Source organism: Aliivibrio sifiae (genome assembly GCF_002954705.1).
Taxonomy (GTDB): domain Bacteria; phylum Pseudomonadota; class Gammaproteobacteria; order Enterobacterales; family Vibrionaceae; genus Aliivibrio; species Aliivibrio sifiae_A.
Genome location: NZ_MSCO01000001.1, coordinates 1,575,806 through 1,595,907, shown reverse-complemented (window position 1 = coordinate 1,595,907; position 20,102 = coordinate 1,575,806). Strand labels below are relative to the sequence as shown.

At 36.1% G+C, this 20,102-nt stretch carries 17 protein-coding genes; 8 read left to right on the top strand and 9 right to left on the bottom strand.

Annotated elements, in window-relative coordinates; genetic code table 11:
* Positions 1–419: glutathione S-transferase family protein (locus BTO22_RS07140; RefSeq protein WP_146107531.1), on the bottom strand; the 419-nt coding region annotated here is incomplete at its 3' end.
* A 376-nt stretch (positions 420–795) separates the two neighbouring features.
* On the opposite strand from BTO22_RS07140, the gene BTO22_RS07135 reads away from it, so the two are divergent.
* From BTO22_RS07135 to BTO22_RS07110, 6 genes are all read left to right on the top strand, one after another.
* Positions 796–936 (top strand): DUF2256 domain-containing protein, encoded by a 141-nt coding sequence (locus BTO22_RS07135; RefSeq protein WP_081092001.1) that lies wholly within the window; start codon positions 796–798, stop codon positions 934–936.
* 39 nt (positions 937–975) lie between these two features.
* The gene (locus BTO22_RS07130; RefSeq protein ID WP_105054891.1) at positions 976–2,547 is read left to right on the top strand and encodes a cryptochrome/photolyase family protein; all 1,572 of its coding nucleotides are present in this window, start codon (positions 976–978) and stop codon (positions 2,545–2,547) included.
* 259 nt (positions 2,548–2,806) lie between these two features.
* Positions 2,807–3,919: a ComEC/Rec2 family competence protein gene (locus BTO22_RS07125; protein WP_258132496.1), complete on the top strand. Its 1,113-nt coding sequence runs from the start codon at positions 2,807–2,809 to the stop codon at positions 3,917–3,919.
* Positions 3,909–5,231: an ABC-three component system protein gene (locus tag BTO22_RS07120; RefSeq protein ID WP_105054889.1), complete on the top strand. Its 1,323-nt coding sequence runs from the start codon at positions 3,909–3,911 to the stop codon at positions 5,229–5,231. The genes BTO22_RS07125 and BTO22_RS07120 overlap by 11 nt, the downstream gene beginning before the upstream one ends.
* The gene (locus BTO22_RS07115; protein ID WP_105054888.1) at positions 5,224–5,787 is read left to right on the top strand and encodes an ABC-three component system middle component 1; all 564 of its coding nucleotides are present in this window, start codon (positions 5,224–5,226) and stop codon (positions 5,785–5,787) included. Before BTO22_RS07120 ends, BTO22_RS07115 begins: the two co-directional genes overlap by 8 nt.
* Positions 5,784–8,957, top strand: coding sequence for a hypothetical protein (locus BTO22_RS07110; RefSeq protein WP_105054887.1), 3,174 nt, complete (start codon positions 5,784–5,786; stop codon positions 8,955–8,957). The genes BTO22_RS07115 and BTO22_RS07110 overlap by 4 nt, the downstream gene beginning before the upstream one ends.
* Before the next feature lie 377 nt (positions 8,958–9,334).
* Here the strand turns inward: BTO22_RS07110 and BTO22_RS07105 are convergent, their stop codons facing one another.
* Both BTO22_RS07105 and hipB read right to left on the bottom strand, forming a co-directional pair.
* Positions 9,335–10,657 carry a type II toxin-antitoxin system HipA family toxin gene (locus BTO22_RS07105; RefSeq protein ID WP_105054886.1) on the bottom strand — a complete coding sequence of 441 codons (1,323 nt, stop codon included), beginning with the start codon at positions 10,655–10,657 and terminating at the stop codon, positions 9,335–9,337.
* A complete protein-coding gene (hipB, locus tag BTO22_RS07100; RefSeq protein ID WP_012532966.1) occupies positions 10,657–10,920 on the bottom strand; it encodes a type II toxin-antitoxin system antitoxin HipB in 264 nt (87 codons plus the stop codon). The genes BTO22_RS07105 and hipB overlap by 1 nt, the downstream gene beginning before the upstream one ends.
* A 274-nt stretch (positions 10,921–11,194) precedes the next feature.
* On the opposite strand from hipB, the gene BTO22_RS07095 reads away from it, so the two are divergent.
* The gene (locus tag BTO22_RS07095; RefSeq protein ID WP_105054885.1) at positions 11,195–12,040 is read left to right on the top strand and encodes a LysR family transcriptional regulator; all 846 of its coding nucleotides are present in this window, start codon (positions 11,195–11,197) and stop codon (positions 12,038–12,040) included.
* A 4-nt stretch (positions 12,041–12,044) separates the two neighbouring features.
* On the opposite strand, the gene BTO22_RS07090 is transcribed toward BTO22_RS07095, so the two are convergent.
* From BTO22_RS07090 to BTO22_RS20150, 4 genes are all read right to left on the bottom strand, one after another.
* Positions 12,045–12,425 (bottom strand): RidA family protein, encoded by a 381-nt coding sequence (locus tag BTO22_RS07090; RefSeq protein WP_258132494.1) that lies wholly within the window; start codon positions 12,423–12,425, stop codon positions 12,045–12,047.
* Positions 12,425–13,555: a threonine synthase gene (locus BTO22_RS07085; protein WP_105054884.1), complete on the bottom strand. Its 1,131-nt coding sequence runs from the start codon at positions 13,553–13,555 to the stop codon at positions 12,425–12,427. The genes BTO22_RS07090 and BTO22_RS07085 overlap by 1 nt, the downstream gene beginning before the upstream one ends.
* 217 nt (positions 13,556–13,772) lie before the next feature.
* A complete protein-coding gene (locus tag BTO22_RS07080) occupies positions 13,773–15,257 on the bottom strand; it encodes a carboxypeptidase M32 (protein ID WP_105054883.1) in 1,485 nt (494 codons plus the stop codon).
* A gap of 231 nt (positions 15,258–15,488) precedes the next feature.
* A complete protein-coding gene (locus tag BTO22_RS20150) occupies positions 15,489–15,620 on the bottom strand; it encodes a hypothetical protein (protein ID WP_105054882.1) in 132 nt (43 codons plus the stop codon).
* 221 nt (positions 15,621–15,841) lie between these two features.
* On the opposite strand from BTO22_RS20150, the gene BTO22_RS07070 reads away from it, so the two are divergent.
* Positions 15,842–16,486 carry a LysE family translocator gene (locus BTO22_RS07070; RefSeq protein ID WP_181044576.1) on the top strand — a complete coding sequence of 215 codons (645 nt, stop codon included), beginning with the start codon at positions 15,842–15,844 and terminating at the stop codon, positions 16,484–16,486.
* 92 nt (positions 16,487–16,578) lie between these two features.
* Here the strand turns inward: BTO22_RS07070 and BTO22_RS07065 are convergent, their stop codons facing one another.
* Entirely contained in the window at positions 16,579–18,264 is a 1,686-nt protein-coding gene (locus BTO22_RS07065) for a mechanosensitive ion channel family protein (protein ID WP_105054881.1), read from the bottom strand.
* Between the two features lie 381 nt (positions 18,265–18,645).
* On the bottom strand, positions 18,646–20,028 hold the full coding sequence (locus tag BTO22_RS07060) for an alanine/glycine:cation symporter family protein (RefSeq protein ID WP_105054880.1): 1,383 nt from the start codon (positions 20,026–20,028) through the stop codon (positions 18,646–18,648).
* Positions 20,029–20,102: the final 74 nt, after the last annotated feature.

The following is a 20,102-nucleotide window of genomic DNA, read 5'->3' as shown; positions in this document are numbered from 1 at the left end:
CATAAGCTATTTAAGGCCGAAACCCCACGGGTTAATACTTGGCGAACTTCCACTTTAATCGATTCAGGAATTTCAGTACCAGAGAAGACGTAAGGTATAAATCGTCTGCTTGGCAGTTCAAAGTAAAGCTCAGCTATTTTCATGATTTGACGAACCACTGCGCGTTCTCCTGCATCTTCAGGATACAGGGGTATTTCGGGGTATGTTTCTTCAATAAAATCACAAATGACACTCGACTCTGAAATATTAAGGCCTTCGCTTGTGGTAATCACAGGTATTTTGCCAGCCGGACTTATTGCTAATAACTCATCACTACCACCGTAAATTAGGTTTTCTTGAAAGGGCAGTTGTTTGTATAGCAGTACATGTTTAATCAAGTTGTAATAGTTACTAGCCGCGAAACCGTGCAAAGTAATCATAAATCAGTTTCCCATCATTTAATGTGAAGGTTGTAATCGTTAAGTTAAACGTATTATTACCTGTTTTAATTCGGTTATATATAAGGAAAAATGCGAATAACTATTGTCTTTTAAACAACAGTTGAAGGGAGAAGGAAAAAGGAGAGAGTGGAATTTGAGTTGTTATTCGGTTGTTTTGTGAACCATTGCGCTCCCTTTTACGTAATTATCTCAGTACATTTAATATTGAAAAACAGACTCAGCAATATAACCCAGATGGTCACTATATTAACAAGTGACAAGCTGAAGAATAATGATTACTCATAAGGTCGAGCTCTAAGCTCAAGGACTAATAAGTTAGGGTGTTATTAAGACAGATTATATCAGGCATAAAACGATGAAAAAATCACAGTTGCCAGAAAAGATATGCGTTGTTTGTCAAAGACCATTTAGTTGGCGAAAGAAATGGGAGCGAGACTGGCCAATGGTTAAATATTGCTCCAAGCGCTGTCGGTCTTTACGACATCAAAGTGAATAATAAATCTACAAATGAAGGTTTTTAAGATAGAGGATGATTATGAACGCCACCGCTGACCGCTTACGACTCATTTTAGGTGACCAATTAAATGCCAGTCATTCATGGTTTCAACACACCGAGCCACAAACGATTTACGTGATTGCAGAAATGCATCAAGAAACCGCCTATGTAAAACACCATGTTCAAAAAGTGTGTGCTTTTTTTGCTGCGATGGCCCAGTTTGCAACCGCATTAGAAAGTGCAGGGCATCGAGTGATGCACTTAACCTTGGACGATACGAAGCCATTTGAAAAAATAGACGATCTATTAAATCACCTTATTGCTAAACACCATATTACCCATTTTGAGTATCAACTCCCTGATGAATATCGTTTACGTGACATGCTCGATAAATACTGTTTGTCGTTAGAAATATCTTCTCAAGGTTATGAAAGTGAGCACTTCTTTCTCTCTGAAGCGAACATTGAAAAAGAGTTTAAGCCGAACCATCATCATCGTATGGAACCCTTTTATCGTAAAATGAGAAAGCGCTTTAATATTCTGATGGAAGAGGGGGAACCCGTTGCAGGGAAGTGGAACTTTGACAGCGCAAATCAAAACAAATTAAAGCGTACTGAATTTGATAGTGTGCCTACGCCTTTACTATTTGCTAACGATGTCTCTGATATTCTTGAGCGTTTAGGACGTTATAATATTGAGACGATAGGCCAAGCAGATAAGCAATTATTGTGGCCAGTGAATCGGCAGCAAGCGAGTGAACTGTTGGCATTCTTCTGTCGCTATTGCTTACCGTTGTTTGGGAAGTTTCAAGATGCAATGACATGTAAGCTTGATGATATGCTCACGCAAAAACAATGGAGTTTGTTTCATAGCCGTTTGTCCTTTGCTCTCAATGCAAAAATACTCAGTCCTATGCAAGTGATTGATGCTGCTATTACGGAATTTAATCAACGTCCAGACGCTATAGATATTGCTCAGATAGAAGGTTTTGTACGTCAAATTCTAGGGTGGAGAGAGTTTGTACGTGGGATCTACTGGCGCAACATGCCTGATTACCAAAACCTAAATGCACTTGAAGCGTCATTATCATTACCAAGTTGGTTTTGGACAGGAAAAACAAAAATGAACTGTATGCATCATGCAATACAACAGTCTCTTGATTTCGCCTACGCACACCATATCCAACGTTTGATGATAACCGGTAATTTTTGCTTATTAACAGGCATTAAACCTGACGAAGTAGATGAGTGGTATTTAGGGATTTATATTGATGCAATTGAGTGGGTTGAAATGCCAAATACGCGGGGCATGAGCCAGTTTGCAGACGGTGGTATTGTGGCCTCTAAGGCTTACGCTGCCAGTGGTAACTACGTGAATAAAATGAGTGACTATTGTCCTGACTGTCACTACAACGTAAAGCAGGTGAGTGAAGAGACAGCGTGTCCATTAAATGCGCTATATTGGCACTTTATGCATACACACATTGAGCAGTTTAATAATAATCCCCGCACCAGAATGGTCTATGCGAATTGGAAGAAAAAATCAGAAGAACAGCAGCAAGTTATTTTAGATAGAGCGAGACTGTTGTTATTGGATGTTGAGGGGCTGTGACGCAAATACTTTAAGAAATATATCAAAGGGGGCAATATTTCTTGAGATGTCTGTTCCTGTAGTTCCTTTTAGAAGACTTAGATTTGTTACCCCACTCCAAAAAGCTCTATAGCTGATGTAAATAAAAGTGATTCTTTTTCATGATAGATAAACTATAACGTTGTGGTGATACGTCTAAACTTTTCTCTAAAAATGAGTTCTATTACGTTAAATGCATGGATTCAAAAATCGCAATTAGTTAGTGCAATCAGTATAATATATGCAATATCGAATTTATGAGCAACGCGCTATGTTAGAACTGAGAGTACTAAAAGCAAAAAATGGTGATTGCATACTATTATCTTGGAATGGTGATGGGTCTGTGCGAAATATCCTTATTGATGGTGGAAAGTCATCTGTCTACAAAAGCGGCCCATTAAAGGGGGAGCTTTATAAAGCTTTAAAACTAATTGAAGATAGTGGACAACGAATTGATAAGTTGATTCTTACTCATGTAGATGATGATCACATTGGAGGTATATTAAGCGGGTTTAAATCAGGAGAACTTCTCAATAAGTTATGTGATAAAGTATGGTTTAACTCTGGTAGGCTAATCAAAGAAGCATTCGAAGACTCTTCGTTACCAGAAAACGAATTGAAGCTAGAGCGCATTAATGTAAAGAGTGGAAAAACTAGTATTCAGCAAGGCGTGTCATTAGAAGATCGTATCTCAGAGTTAGGTATCTGGGATAGTAAATTGATCGAGAGTGGATATTCTTATGATTTTTACGGTGCAAAAATTACAGTGTTATCTCCACAAAAAGAGAATTTAGCCAAGTTATTGCACAAGTGGAAAAAAGAAGCACCTAAAAGTATTACTGCTGGAAAGGCTACTGATTACCAATGGTCGCTAGAAGACCTTGCTATTAATGATAATTTTGTAAGTGATAAATCCGTTCATAACGGAAGTTCGATAGCAATTTTATTTGAGTATGATAGCAAAAGAATTTTGCTCTTGGGTGACTCCCACGATGGAGTGATATGTGATGGTTTATTAAATCTAAAAGATGAGTTAGGCAATAGTATTAGCCCAGACAATAAACTGAAGATTGATTACACAAAACTATCTCATCACGGCAGTGAATACAACACGAGCATGTCATTTTTGAATTTAATAGATTGTAAGAATTTTATTATATCAACCGATGGAAGCGCTCACGGACTGCCTAATAAAAGAACAATTTCGCGTATAACAAGAAATGTAAGCGACGCAAATATATTATTCAACTATCCGACTCTGATTGGGCGCATCTTTACAAAAGGTGAAGTAGAAGAATTAGAGACGCTTGGTATATCAATAACCAGTTGTGATGAAATGATCGATGTTAGGTAATACGTTAGAGAAAGCGAAACAGGCTACTGTGTGTGTACTAGACGGTAGTGGTGTGTTAATAAACCCCTATACTAGCCAATATTCATACATATTGACTGCAAAACATGTGGTAGAAGATACAAATGTTGAGCACATAACTGTAGTTAACATTGAGGGGCAAAGCTTAACTGTTATCGATAAGTTAGAACATCTTCAGATAGATGCTGCCATATTAAAAATAGAGCGTGTCGAAAATATTGAAACTTCGTATATCGTTGGTTTTGATAATCAACAACAAAGTATCAAGTTGTTCGGGTATCCATCTAATAGGCGTGAATTAGAGCGCGCTAGAGAGCAATTATATTCTTACGATGGTATATTACATGATATTCAGACTAATAGTTTAGTTTATAGTATTTCGGATATAATACAGTATGAAGATATTGAAGGCTTTTCAGGTGGGGGTATATTTTTAGTCGATGATGAAAAAGAAGAAATATTTCTAACAGCAATTGAATTTGAAATATTTAATGCCCAGTCCATTGATAGTAAAATTAATTGCATAAAAATGGATGAATATATTGAACTTCTTAGGAATAACTCCTGGGCTGAAATTAAACCCAATCATTTGTCTGATTTTATTTTCCATAGTGACTATATTTTCAATAATTTGGATTTAGAGAATGAAAATAGCCTTAATGTTATTAAAAACATTATCACAAATATTTTGATTCATTATGGAGTTATTAGCTCTGAGCAAATAAATCCAGATAAAATAATAGCTAGATTTAAGAGTCGCATACTCGCATATGGTCAAGATTTACAAAATCTTTATGATAAAGAGTTGTGGTGCGGGTTTCTTGAGTTCTTATCCATATATTTATCGTTGTTTTCTCCTAATAACATTAATTCCGTTAATGTGAATTATTTAGACCAAATGTTTCTGAGATTTAGGTTTATTTATGATCATGATAACTCAAAATTTAGACAACTATTTAAAAAATTAATATTAGAAACTGAATTAGGCCCTCTTAATTCTGACGGTAAGATATTGATCTTCACACGAGACAATTCCAACACAGGGTCCCCTTATGTCAGTAAAAGAGTTTCCGAGCAAACACTAACGGATATAGGTAGTGCATTAACTGGAGATAGAATTGAAAGAGTAAGAAAGAATAAAGAGATATCAAATGACATACTTTTTTGGCCATCTATCAGCGATGTATGTTTATCTGAAAATGAAGATGAGTTGAGTCGAATAAATATATTACAAACAACTGAGTTTAAAGAAAAAATAGTTGAAATATATGGAGAATATCTTTCTGATGATTAGTAACAATTTCATAGAAAATAATGAATTTTCTAATCTGGATGTTGATGTAGACATCGAGTTTTTTGTTTTATCGACATCGATATGTAATTCAGCGCGAATAAATACATTTTGTTGCATTATCTCCAGTACTGATATCCTTAGTGAAAAATGGAAAGAAATATCAGACAATCTAAATTATGAGTATTTTAGTAAATACGTACCATCAGATTTCGAGCGTTGGAATAATTATCTTGTATTTGTTTGCTTAGATAGTTTACCCGAAGAATTAAAGTACGAAATAGAAAATGATAAATTCTATATGCGAAAAATTGTATTAGATTTATCTCAGGTTGAAAAACCTAACATGCAACAGGCCGTTAGAGAAATATTAGATGAGAAATTACTACTATCTAATGTTAATTTGAGTACTGAAAAAAAACGAAACAATAATTGGAATGAATCTCTTGGTGATTATTCTAAGTCGATAGTTTTAGAAAAAATCTCTGCAGGAAGAGATGCAAAATCAAAGTCCATGCGAGAAATATGGCTAAATAAATTGCTAGGTATCAATAAATGAAAATAAAAAAAGTAGAAATACAAGCTTTTAAATCATACTTAGAGAAAGAAGATGGTACTTTTGATTTCACTTGTAATACATCAAGTGAGCCTGCAAACTTTGTATCTCTTTTTGCGCCTAATGGTTTTGGTAAAACATCGTTTTTTGATGCTATTGATTTTGCCATTACAAAGAAAATCAGCCGATATGTGAGAAATGATCGGTTAAAAAAGATTAATTTGGAAGAAAGTAAACAATATAATTCTCAAGAAGAATCTCAGCTTGTAATACGCAATAAAAATGCCCCTAAAAAGCTTCCAACCCGAGTTGAGGTTACAACTAATAATGCTGAAAAAAATTTTATATCATCTTACAAAAAAGGAATAAAAGGTAGTTCTGATTTTAGAATTCAATCGAAAAGTACAGCCAATAATTACTTCGAATCATCAATGTTATACCAAGAGTCTATCGACTCTTTCTTAAGAGAGACCGATTCAGAAGCAAGATTTAAAAAATTCTCAGAAATCGACACTGAATTGGTAGATATAAACAGTGCGCGATCTGCATTATTATCAATGAAATCTGATTTGTTAAGAAAACAGCAAGAAATTAATAGTGAAAAAACCAGATTATCAACAGAGATCGAATTAAATAATACTAATTCTAGTTATGCTCTTACTGTTAATCAACTACTAGAGGATGTAAATGAAAGACTACCTGAAAGAAAAATTGATGATGTACAATCACCTTTCACTGATTTTGAATATTTAAAACTTTCAGCTCGTTTGGAAGAAGTCGAAACTGTAATAAATGATAATATTGAATCTAATAGAAAAAAAGTATTAGATATAAATACTAAACTATCTCAACTCCATCTTGCAAAATCTAGATATAATCAATATGTAGATTCTACTATTCAAAGAGAGTTAATTTTAAAATCAATCAGTTATTTAGATAATGTTAAGTCTATATCAAGAACTATTTTAAAGTTAGAGCAAGATTTAAATTCTAACCAAGACCACCTTGATAAACTAACCGATTTGCAAAGTAAAGTTGATAGTTATTGTGCGCATAATTTCGCTTACAATAAGACTGCAAATGAGCTTAAAGATTTAAAGTCTAAATTAATATCCAATGAAAAATTAATTATTACTCTACGGGATACGCTCTCAAAAAAAATAATAGTTCAACAAAGTATTAGTAACAAAATCGATTCACTAGATAAAGAAAAATCCAATTTAGATGCTGTTTTTAATGATCTCGATAACAAGTCAAAGAAGTTATCAATACTCGAAAGTAATCTGAAAAAATCAGACTCTGACATTAAAGAATTCAGTTCGAATCGACGTGACCTTTCACAATGCTTGGTTGATGTTAATATTTTGAATTTGTTAGATTTTAAATGGACCTTTTCAAACGATGCTATCGATAGTATGCATAAGATAGAATTAACTTCTATTTACGAAAAACACTCTCGGTTATCAGAAGACATGTCAGTTCTTAATAAAAAAATTGAACAGGGTAACTTAGAGATAAAAGATATAAACCAGCAACAATCTGATATTAATTTTCTAATAGACAAAGCAAGAAATATAGTTACCAAAACAAAACAATCACATTGCCCTTTGTGTGAACGTAAAAATGACAGTTATGATGAACTCATAAAAAGAATTAGTAACAATTCAATGTTATCGGATATGGAAAAATCAAAAAATTCATTAAAAACCTCACTAATGAAAGAGAGCAGTCAACTATCGAATGAAATTGAAGTGCTTGAGATTGATTTTTTAAAAGCTAAAAACTTGATATTAACTAAACTTAAAGAGAAATTGACTGGGTTAGATGAAACTATTGTTAATGAATCACAAAAAAGAGCGGAGTTTGACGATAGCAAGAACAATCTAACAAGCGATCTCGATAGACTAAAGTCGTCAGTCATGTTAATGACAAAGGATTCTTATTTAGAACACCTAAATTCATTAATATTTAGTGAAAATATCAGAAAGGATGCCGTTTCTAAAGAGGTTGAAGCTCTTAAAGAAACTGTTGATTCAAGCAGTGAACAGCTAGAATTGAACAACAAGATAATAGAATTGGAAAAAAAACGTTCTATCATATTAATGGATTTATCGCGTTACACTGCACATTCTGATTTTATAAAGGTTAACAAATTACCCTTAAATTCTGATAAAAATCAGATTACATCTTTTATTAATTTAAAAATTGAAAATTTAAAAGGGACACAACAAGGATTAAAAAATGAAATTGGCCAACTTAAGGAAAATGCTGGGTCGATAGAAGTTAAAAATAATGAATCAATATACAAAAATTTCACTAAGGAGCAAAGTGAAAAAGAAATCCAAGTATTAGAAGGCAAGATATCATCTTTATCAAAAGATAATCACTGGTTTATTAATATAGTTAACACATTTATTAATGAGGTTTATGATGAGTCAAAAACCCCTCTCAAGGTTAGGGATTACTTGGAGTCAAACCTCGTTAGTTTAGAAGTAAACAATAAACACCACATTGACTTTTTAGCAAAGCTTTCAGCTATTAATGAAACCGCATCCAAGATAAAAAACTATGCTGATACCACCACACTTAAAGCTGAGTTAAGAAACGCGTCTAATAAATTAATAAAGTTACAAGATGTAATAATAGAATTGGATTTTGATATTGGGAAATTAGGTTCAGAGATTAAATCTAGAGTTGACCATTTCTTTAATACAGATCTAATAAATAAAATATATCAAAGTATCGACCCGCATCCTGAGTATAAAAAAATAATATTTAATTGTACGCCTGAAGACAAACCTAAATTATTAATATCGGCTCAAAGTGAAAAAAGTGATAAGCTGATGTCACCTACTCTTAGTTTTAGCTCAGCGCAAATAAATGTTCTCGCGTTGAGTATTTTCCTTGCAAGAGCATTATCTATAAAAGACGATGATGGTAACCCTGTTGACTGTATATTGATTGATGACCCTGTCCAGTCGATTGATGCAATTAATACCTTAGGTCTTATTGATACATTACGAATGATTTCGGTCAAGTTCGACAAACAAATTATCGTTACAACCCATGATGAGAACTTTCACGAATTGCTTAAGAAAAAGCTTCCTGATGATTTGTTCTCCTCCAAGTTTCTGAGATTAAAAGCATTTGGAAAAGTAAGTTCTGATACGTAATGTTGGATATTTGTCACCGCTCCAATATGAGAAAGAAACACGAGATTTGGTGTCCGGTTTTTATTGACCAGTAAATCTGGCAACATATTTATAGCTAATTACCATATTTTGGTATATTAGAAATTAGCTGAAATATCAGTATTCCTCAAAATTCGTAATAAGGAAATGTCCAAAAACAAGTTACCTAACTAGAAAAATGGATGCAGTCAATATCTGTATCCATTTTTTAATCACTCCAAGCTATAAATCAACTTTTAGCTTTTTCCTCAAATAATGCTTTTCTAAATGTGTTGTAAAGAGGTTCCCATTTAGTAGAACAATCATATTCATTCTAGATATTCTCTGGTTATCGAGTAAAGATAGGCCTTAAATTATCGTTACTGCAAATCATTACTCAAGCGGATCTTCTTTATCATTCTCAATGCGTTACTGAATATGCTGTCAGAGATACTTTTTGGAAAATCGCTTGGTAATTGTGCTTCTAATTCCTTAATGGCATTAGGCATATTTATCGCAAATTCTTTCATTATCTCCTCCATTCTCGCAGTATCAAACCCAACCGCTTTAGCCGTATCAATAAAATGACGTGTGTATATTTTATCAATAGGGTATTTCTTTCCTTTCGATGCTGTTAGTCCCATTGCCAGTTTTAATGAGCGAATATTCATCCCTTTACCACCTAAGATCGGATAGGCGGATAAAATGTCATAAAAGGGCGTAAGGTGATAACTGCCTTGTGCATTAATAAAAATGGAGAAGTTTTTTGCGTGTCCATCTGTTGCACCGATTAACCATTGAAATACCTGAAATCGCATGAAAGCATCACGATCTTTTAGTGATTGGCTTGAGCCCATAAGAAGATCCATAATGGTTTTTATACTTGGACCTCCATCTGCTTCATATTTAATTGATGAGGGTAATCCAAATGCTTGGCACATATCTTCTTGCGGTAATCTTAATAGCTTGGTGTTATTTTTAATCCACTTTCGATCAAATCGCTCTACAGCAATGGCTTTTATTTCATCACAATGGATTATTTCAACATTAGGTACATTGAATCCTAGCTTCTTCGCTAATTGGATGCACAGGTATTCATTTTCTACACTATCACTCATATCGAGAGTGGCATTAGGTTGTTGAATTTTACCTATGGGTAATTTGATTATATGTGTTGTTGGCGTTGATGCCTTCGGTATACACCATTGATCATTTATTCTGAGTAGCGCTGTTTTTTCTTGTGCTCCGGCAACCGAAATTCGAAAGTCTGATTCATCTTCTAACATTCCTAATGGGATATTGGATTGATAGGCTGAGAGTACTTGTTTGAGCCGTGCTGGAGTTAAAACTTCATAATCCAGTTGTTTGGTATTTGGTTCTTCATCGTTAGTTAATAAAGAAATGGCACCGACGCTGTCTTTACCCACTTCATGAAGTAAATCGAACGTTTGACGAGATTTAGCTTGGTATCTGGCAACGATGCGATCTCTGACTTCTGATAAATCAGGTAATAGGTTGTCGAAGTAATTAATAACGCAATCACTGGTTATCTTTGGATATTGTAGGGGGAGGGATAATGAAAGAGGTCTTCCTACCGTACTTTCAATCCATGATTTATCGTATTGAAATTGGTGTGCTCCGTTACTAAGTTTAGTAAATTCTCCAACACGCTCACCATTCATGTATGCAATTAATACAGCCATTACCACGCCTCATCGTCTAGATTGTCTTCGTGACTTGTTGGCACTTGCTCTTGAATAATGCAATGAACTTCTAATGCATGAAGGATCTTAAAGAGCGTCTGTAACTGAGTCGTTTCAGGATGGTTCTCAAAGCTAGATAGGGTGGATTGTTTTACACCAACTTTTTTAGCAAGCTCTGTTTGAGTCAAATTGTGTTTGGTTCTAATAAGCTTTAAGTGGTTAGCTAATTGTTTTGGATTATAAATCATCATACACCCCATCATATTATGTGATATCCCCGATAGAGGATAATTAATAATATATACCCGATCGGGGATAAGTCAATGTATATCCCCGATCGAGGATAAAGCAGGTCTTATCCCTTATCGGGGATAAAACGGTACTCAAAAACCAATTACAAAATGAATGCCGTTTAAGATTGTTTCAGGGTTGTTTTCAAAGTTTGATATACAAATCACTCCCCATCAACTTTTTTGCAAGCATCATAAAACATAGATAAACTGAGTTAACTATTCCTGATTTTCATAAGATAATGCGATGTTACTTGAAGGTATTGAAACACTTTTAGTTTTAAGTAAAGAGAAGACAATGAGCCGTACAGGTAGCGTACTGTACCTTAGTCAATCTGCGGTGAGTAAGCGTATTACAAAACTAGAAAAGCGTTTAGGGAAAAAATTAATAGAGCCTAATGGTCGTTATGTCACGCTCACGGCGGATGCTAAATCGCTAATTGATAATATCGCTCCAACATTTAGCGAGCTTTGCGGACGCATATATGAACAACAAGCCTTAGCGAATGACTCTTTACTTAGAATTGATTGCTCTGAAACGCTTGTGGCAGGGTATTTCAGCCAAGCGCTATCAACATGTTTTAATGATGACCCAAATTTGACCGTCACAACAAATCACACGCCACGAATTGTCGAAAATGTAAAATCAGGAAAAGCGACGCTAGGCCTTTGTGCTGGGTATTTACCATCTGGACATGGGTTATTAAGCTTCCACCTTTTTGATGAACCATTCTATGTTGTTAGTAACAAACATTTGGATAAGCTACCTAATGAATTGATAACAACCGATCTGACAAACAGTGCGAATACTCATCAATCGGTTATTTTAGAAGCCTTAAAAGTGAACCCTATAATGGAGCTAGATTCATATACCGCAGCAGCTCATTTAGCATTACAAGGGACTGCTCCGGCACTGATCCCTTTTTCGGTAATAAAAGCATTAAATATAGAAGAGCGTTATTTATATCAATATTGCGAACTCCAACCGCTTTTTAGACCCATCTATATATGTACTAGACAAAATAATTATCGATTAGAGCGAGTTCAGAAAGTCATTACCGCACTTTCTGAACACATCAATATTAAGCTATGAGGCGTTATTCACATATAGCGATGCAATCGACTTCAATCTTTAATCCAAAGTGCAATTCTCTGGTTGGTACGATGGTTCGCACCGGTTTATGACCCATAAAGTACTCTTTGCAAATCTCATTAACCGTGTTCCACATATCAATGTCTGAAATGTAGATAACCAGTTTTAATACATGTTGAAGATCGGTTCCTGCTTCTTCAAGAATGGTATGTAAATTATCGAATACACGGCGGGTTTGTTGGTTTATATCGCCGTTTATTTTTTCCCCTGTGTTTGGGTTAATTGGTAATTGGCCTGATACGTAAATTAACCCATTATGTACTATCGCTTGAGAGTAATGTCCTTCTGCTTTTAATGAATTTTTAGTTTGAATATATTTCATCATTAACCTCTCATATCATTGATTAAATGTTCAATTGAGTTTGTTGCTTTGAGTCCATTTCCGGTTACGACACCAACGGTGAGCTCCTCAGGTTTGATTTCTTGCGTTTTTATAAGCTGAGCAATTCCTGCAAATGCCGTCGCTGATGTTGGTTCGATAAAATATCCTTGCGCTCCCATTTCTTTTAGTGCTGATTGAATTTGTTGCTCACTAACACTAATAAAATTCCCATTCGTTTCTTTGACAAATTGAAGGATTTCATTCATACGTGATGAACGCTTAATCTTAATACCTTCAGCAATGGTATTTTCTGATGTAATGTTAATTTCTTTATTGTTAAAGGCTTGAACGAACGGCTGAATGCTTTCACTTTGAATGCCAAAAAGGCGAGGGAGCTTGCTTATTTCTCCACCTTTTAATAATTCAGAGAAGCCAATATATGCTCCGGCGAGTAAACTTCCATTCCCGGCAGGAACAACAAAATTATCAGGGGCTTTATACCCGCATTGTTCCCATATTTCATAAGCGATAGATTTGACTCCTTCGATAAATAAGGGATGCCAGTTATGCCCAACATAATGGCTTCCATGAGTGACGCTGCTCTCTATTGCGGCTAGAGCAACATCTTCTCTTGTTCCTTCTATTTCAATACAGTTAGCACCGTATAATCGCGTTTGTGTCGTCTTTCCTTTGGATGTTCCAGCAGGCACAAATATATTGCATTGCATTTTTCCTTTAGCGGCATAACCGGCATAAGCACTTCCTCCATTACCGCTTGAGTCTTCAGCAATGTTCGTTATTCCATGGTTGTTGAGATAGTTGATTACAAGAGAGGCTCCTCGATCTTTAAATGAGCCTGTTGGTTGTAGCGAATCGAGTTTAACCAGTATTGGAGTTTCGGATATTTCAGCTTGGCAAATAGGTGTGATGGTTTCATTGAAAGTGATTTTGATGTCATCTTTTTTTACTGGGAAAACACTAGAATAGCGTCTAGGTGTGAATTCATTTTCTATGAGATCTTTTTTACTAAATGACGTTTGAGGTTTAACCCATAGGGCGGAGCCACATTCACATTTTATGAGTTCAGGTTTAGGTGCGTATTCTTTATTACACGCCATGCAGATGTATTTCATGGATGGTCACTTCTAAGTGTGATGAATTAGAAGAAATATTCTACGGGCGATTTTTTTATTTTATAAAGGAAAGCTCGGTATTTGTTCTATTCCTGAATGGAATAGGAGGGTGAGGAATGGTTTATTAGTCATAGAACAAAAAATGGATGCATCCAAAACTGCATCCATCTTGTTAATTACGTAGAGTAAAGCTAAAGCTGCGAATTAACGTCTCGTTTTACCCCAAATAACGCTTCTCTAAGTGCGATCTAAAGAAACTCGCATTTAGCACATCACCCGTTGCTTGCTTGACTAAATCATCCGTTGAGAATAGTGATGCCTTGCTCCAGATATTTTCTGATAACCAAGTGAAAATAGGGCTTAAATCACCGCTTAGTGTGGCTTTCTCTACATCTACGGTTTGTTTCATTGCAGCCATAAACTGAGCAGCGTACATTGCACCTAATGTGTAACTTGGGAAGTAACCAAAGCTGCCATCTGTCCAGTGAATGTCTTGCATACAACCGTTTTTGTAATTGCCCTTGGTGGTTAAACCTAGGTACTGCTGCATTTTGGCATCCCACAGTTCAGGGATATCTTTATAGCTAATTTTACCGTTCATTAAATCACGCTCGATTTCATAACGTAAAATCACGTGAGCAGGGTACGTCGCTTCATCAGCATCCACACGGATAAAATCGGGTTTTACACGAGTGTAGATTTTTTGCAGGTTATCCGCTTCAAAAATGGCTTTATCGGCATTAACAAAGTTCTTTTGCACTAATGGGGATAATTGAGAGATAAACTCAGCACTACGGCCTAATTGCATCTCAAAAAATAGGCTCTGAGACTCATGAATCCCCATTGAGCGAGCTTGACCAACAGCAAGGCCTGCAAATTCTTTTGGTAATCCTTGCTCGTAACGTGCGTGACCCGTTTCATGCACTGTACCCATGAGTGATTGCACAAAATCGTTTTCATCATAACGCGTAGTGATACGTACATCTGTTGGTACACCGCCACAGAAAGGGTGTATACTGACATCAAGACGACCGTGATCAAAATCGAAGTTTAAAAACTTCATTACATCTAGGCTAAGTTGACGTTGTTGCTCTGTCGGGTAGTTGCCATCAGGTAAGTAGATAGACTCAGTAGCTTGCTTCTCTTGAATGTTTTGAATAAGAGAAGGGAGCCACGTTTTTACGTCGTTAAATACCACATCCAGTTTTTCAGTAGTGGTTCCTGGTTCATATAAATCGAGCATGGCATCGTATGGCGTTAACCCTGAGATCTCTGCGCGTATTTGAGCCTCTTCTTGAGAAAGAGCAACAACCTCTGCAAAGTTTTTGCTAAAACTCTCCCAATCGTTTTCTCCGCGTTGAGTTCGCCATGCGTGCTCACACTTAGAGCCAGCAAGAGATTGCGCTTCTACTAAGGTTTCAGGCAGGGCCGTGGTTTGTTGCCATTGTGATTTCATTTCACGAAGACTAGCTTGTTCGTTATCAGATAGAGACTCTGATTCTGCTTTATCAAACCATTCGGCCAGTTGTGGTGCATTGCCTAGTTGATGCAAATGAACAGACAGCTCAGCCATGGCTTCAGATCTTGCTTCATTACCGCCCGATGGCATTACGGCAGCTTGATCCCAACCACAAATAGATCCTAGGTGTTCAAATCGAGATATTTTTAAACTGTGTTGAACAAGTTTCTGATAATGGCTCATAGATACCCTCATTATTATTTTTTATTCATACGTCATTGGAGTGATAGTTTCATTGTTGATCGGTTTCACTTAGAAAGAAATGGTTCATGTATTCATAACACCGTTTTTAATACATAAGGGCTCATTAATATTCATTCTGAACTAGTTACGAGCATTCTTTTTCTCAAAGTGCAGATAAAAAAATACCCCGCATAAGCGAGGTAAATAAGAGGTAACAGTGATTATGTAGGCTTAACTAATTTTTACAGGCCAGCCATAAGAGCGATATTCTTCCGCTAATTTATTGGCAACATCCGTTGATACTGTTGCCGAAATCCAATTACCAAAACCCATTACTTGATATTTAAATGTTACGTGATTCATTATTTGTCTCTCCCCGATAGATGCGCGTACTTTATCGGGCTTTGTTCTTAATAACTTTCGTATTAGGGTCAAATGGTTTGATATTTGGGTTAATTTATATAAATACGGTAAATAGGTTAAATCTCGAAAAATGAATAGATTAAATGTTCGATTTTATAAGTTGATTGAAATTAAGTAGTAATTAAAAGAAAACGAGATATATTAATGAAACTCACCATTAAATGGATATTCACGTGATTCTAGATTTTTGGGCATTTTTTATTGCCATTCTACTGTTAACAATGACCCCAGGGTTAGATACTGCTTTGGTTATCCGAAATACCACTCGTGGTGGCTGGAAAGACGGCATCACTTGTAGTCTGGGTATTTGCTGTGGTTTGTTTGTTCATGCGACTATGTCGGCGATTGGTTTATCTGTATTCCTGGTAAGCTCTGCTGAGTTATTTACCGTAATAAAGACGATAGGGGCTGCGTACTTGATTTGGTTGGGTATCCAGTCAATTAAAAGTACTTTTAGCAAACGTAGAAATACCGTAGAAGTCACAAATAAGATAAAAGAGAAGAAGGCTTCTTTAACTCTTTCTTTTAAAGAGGGGTTTCTTTCTAATATTTTAAACCCTAAAACCGCTGTGTTTTATTTGGCTTTATTACCGCAATTTATTAACCCTGAATATAATGCGTTCGCTCAATCATTATTGATGGCAAGTGTCCATTTTATCATTGCTATGTTTTGGCAAGGTGGAATTGCATTGTTGGTTGAGAAAGCACAGGTATTAATGTCGAGTGAGAAAATGACGCATCGAATAGAAAGGATCACGGGTAGTGTACTTATTTTACTTGGTGTGAATTTATTAGTGTCTAAGTAAGCTATAAAAATAAGAATGCTATACCTGATAGTTTACAATCAAAGGTATAGCATTCTTTTGTTTAATTTATTGAAAAGATAACTTAAGGGAAGTTAACTGTCTTTATTGCGGACAGATTCAATTACATTCCCAATCTTCTCTGTTATTGGGTTTGGCTTCTTTGGTTTTTTGTCTTTTTTAGCAAAATGAACATGCACATCCTGTTGTGCAAATGGAATTGAAATCCCTTCTTTATCAAAACGTAATTTCACTTCACGAGTTACGTCCCAATACACATCCCAATAATCGTCTGTTTTAACCCAAGGACGAACAATAAAATCAACAGAAGAAGCGCCTAGTACGTGAACGCGAATGTTTGGTTCTGGTTTTTTTAATGCTGCAGGATGAGCATCAACAATCTCCGCGAGGATTTTTTCTGCTTTTTCAATGCTGTCTTCGTATCCAATGCCAAATACCATGTCTACGCGACGTAATCGCTCATGCGTTACGTTCTTTATTACGTCTCCCCAAATTTTACTGTTGGGTAAGATAATGATTTGGTTATCAAAGGTTTTGATTGTGGTATTTACCAAGCTCATGGAGCTTACTTTGCCAGAGACTCCGCCAGCCTCAACCAGGTCACCAACATCAAATGGACGGTAGATAAGCAGCATCATGCCTGAGGCAAAGTTGGATAGGGTGTCTTGTAATGCGAAACCAATAATAATACCGGCGACACCAAAACCAGTTAAAACCGGAGCGAGATCTAACCCCACTTTGGAGAAGGCGATCAAAATACCGATAAAGTAAATAAGTTTACTCGACATAGAGACAAAGAAGTCCTGCATCAATTTACTCATTCGTAAGTGAGGTTGTACTACTGCTTTTAATACGATTTTACGAGTTAATTTTGCCAGCAAACGTGTTGCCAATAGGATTAAGAAGAAAACAAAGAATTTAAGGAGTTGGTCTGGTGCGTATTTAAGTAGCCAGTTACTGCCAGATGAGATCCAATTACTTAAAATAGCGGCAATGACAGGGAAGTTGAGAATGTCTTCGGTTAAATTCCCCGTAGTAGAAAACAGTTGGCGCTTGTAATTGGTGGTATTGATATCCAATTGATCGGCTATGGTGATGAGCTTGGCTAGGCCGTAGGTTGAGTTAGAGACTTTTCGTTCAAAAAAGAGATGTTGTAGAGTGAGTGATGATTTTTCTGAATCAGAAGAACGTTGAAGTTGATCTGAAAGTAGTTGCTCTCGGCTTGTATCGAAACTTAATGATGCTGAAAGGAATTTAATTTTCTGATCAATAAATAGCTTATAGGCTGCAAGTTGAGCATCTGTAGATTGGCCTAGTGTCGTCAGCCACTGGTAGTTTTCTAATTGATCATTAAGCGAGAGGTAATAGTAATCTCTCGATTCTTTTAATGTGTTTTGTAAAGCAAGTTTTTGCTCTATATCGGTGTTATCTAATTTGTCTTGTTTGTCTTTTATGTCTTTATCAAGGTATGCGATAGAGCGTTCTGCGTAGGTTATTTGTCCTTCTACTTCTTTGATTAGGAGGGGGGTTGTGGCTTCATCATGACGTTTAATTAAATCAGACAGTACCGATCTAAGTTGATTGTTTTTATCGACTTGTTGAACTCGAATAACCGCTAAATCGCTTCCTGAGAATGACGAGGCTTCTTTTTTTAATCGTGCAACTTCGTTATTAATTTTATTTAAATCAGCCAGATCTTGAGCTTCATTAGCAAAAGTGAAAGAACTGAATATAAGAAGGAACCAAATAAAATTACGCATAGAGCCTCTATTGCATTGAAATAAATTAGCAGATAACAAGCTTATTGTAGTGAAATATAAGGGAAAGTGGCAGGAGAACTTTTTAAACGGTTGTCACAAAAATGAAAAAGCAGCCGCTAAGACTGCTTTAACTAAGTTACATCATGCTTTTATTTAAGATTTTTATACTCAATGATTAAGGCTTTGAAAAAGGAAAAGAAGAATCCTAGTACCATAACCAATAATACCGAGCCAAGTATCAGAGTTAATATTTCCATATATCACCTCGTAAAGTAGTACTAAGTGAGTATATCAAAATGATAAGACTTTGCTTGTTAAGTAGGTTAAATAAATGTATCAAGATGTCTCTATCTTGGAGTGTAGAGACATCTTTAGTTAGCGTTAAGCACGATTTAAAACAGGTTCTTCTTCATTATCTTTTTGTTTACTAAAGAAAAGGTGTGTTTCTTCAATAATAATATGACGCAATGCAATTAAGCCTATTAAATTTGGTATTGCCATTAATCCGTTAACAATATCAGCAATTACCCAAATCGTATCAAGTTTCATATAAGCGCCAGAAGCAACTAAAGCGATGAAAATGACTTTGTACGGCAGAACCCCTTTGTTACCGAATAAGTAGGTCACACAACGTTCGCCATAGTAGTTCCAACCTAGGATAGTGGTAAAGGCAAAGAACATTAAACCAATAGAAACTAAGTAAGGACCAATTTGATCAGAACCTAGGCCTAAAGCAAAAGCTTGTGTTGTCATTAACGCACCAGCGGCGTCGCCTTGCCAAACGCCAGTAACAATTAAGGTTAAGCCTGTCATAGTACAGATAATCACGGTATCAAAGAAGGTACCAGTCATTGAGACTAAACCTTGTTTCACACAAGAATCTGTTTTTGCAGCGGCGGCTGCGATAGGTGCACTACCTAGACCTGATTCGTTTGAGAACACACCACGAGCGACACCTGATTGGATTGCAAGCATGATAGATGCACCAACAAAGCCACCAGTAGCGGCTGAACCAGTAAATGCAGAAGTGATAACCAATTGAATCGCTGCTGGTAATGCTTCTACTTGCATGATTAGTACAGTTAAACAAGAAACAACATAGACTACGGCCATGGTTGGGACGACTTTTTCAGCGACTTTTGCAATAGATTGGATACCGCCTAAAGTAACAATAGCCACTAAAATAGTTAGGACCGTACCTGTTAACCAAGCTGGTGCATTCATTGTTAACTGAGCAGAATCAACAATGGCATTGATCTGCGGGAAAGTACCGATACCAAAACAAGCAACGCCTAACGCGAATAATGCAAATAGCTTTGCTAGCCATTTATTACCCATGCCGTATTCAATGTAATACATTGGTCCGCCAACCATTTGGCCTTTGCTGTCTGTTTTTCGATATTTTATTGCAAGTAAACATTCCGCGTATTTTGTCGCCATGCCAAATACAGCAGCAAGCCACATCCAAAATAGAGCACCAGGGCCACCCATTTTAATTGCGGTTGCTACACCGACAATATTACCCGTACCAATCGTGGCAGAAAGGGCGGTACATAAGGCAGCAAAGCTGGACACATCACCTTTTCCTGTGCTTTGATTTTCTTCTTTTGAGAAGACCATTTTAAGCGCAGTTGGTAAATGACGTAATTGGAAAATACGAAGTCGGAACGTAAAGTAGATACCTGTACCCACTAATAAAATCAATAGAGGTGGACCCCAAATGAAGTTATCGATAGTAACAAGTGTGTTGTGAATGGTGTTCATGGTTTCCCCTTAATAAAGCATATAGTAAGGAGAAGAGAGAGTGGTGTACCAAAACCAAAAAATAGGCAATAGTA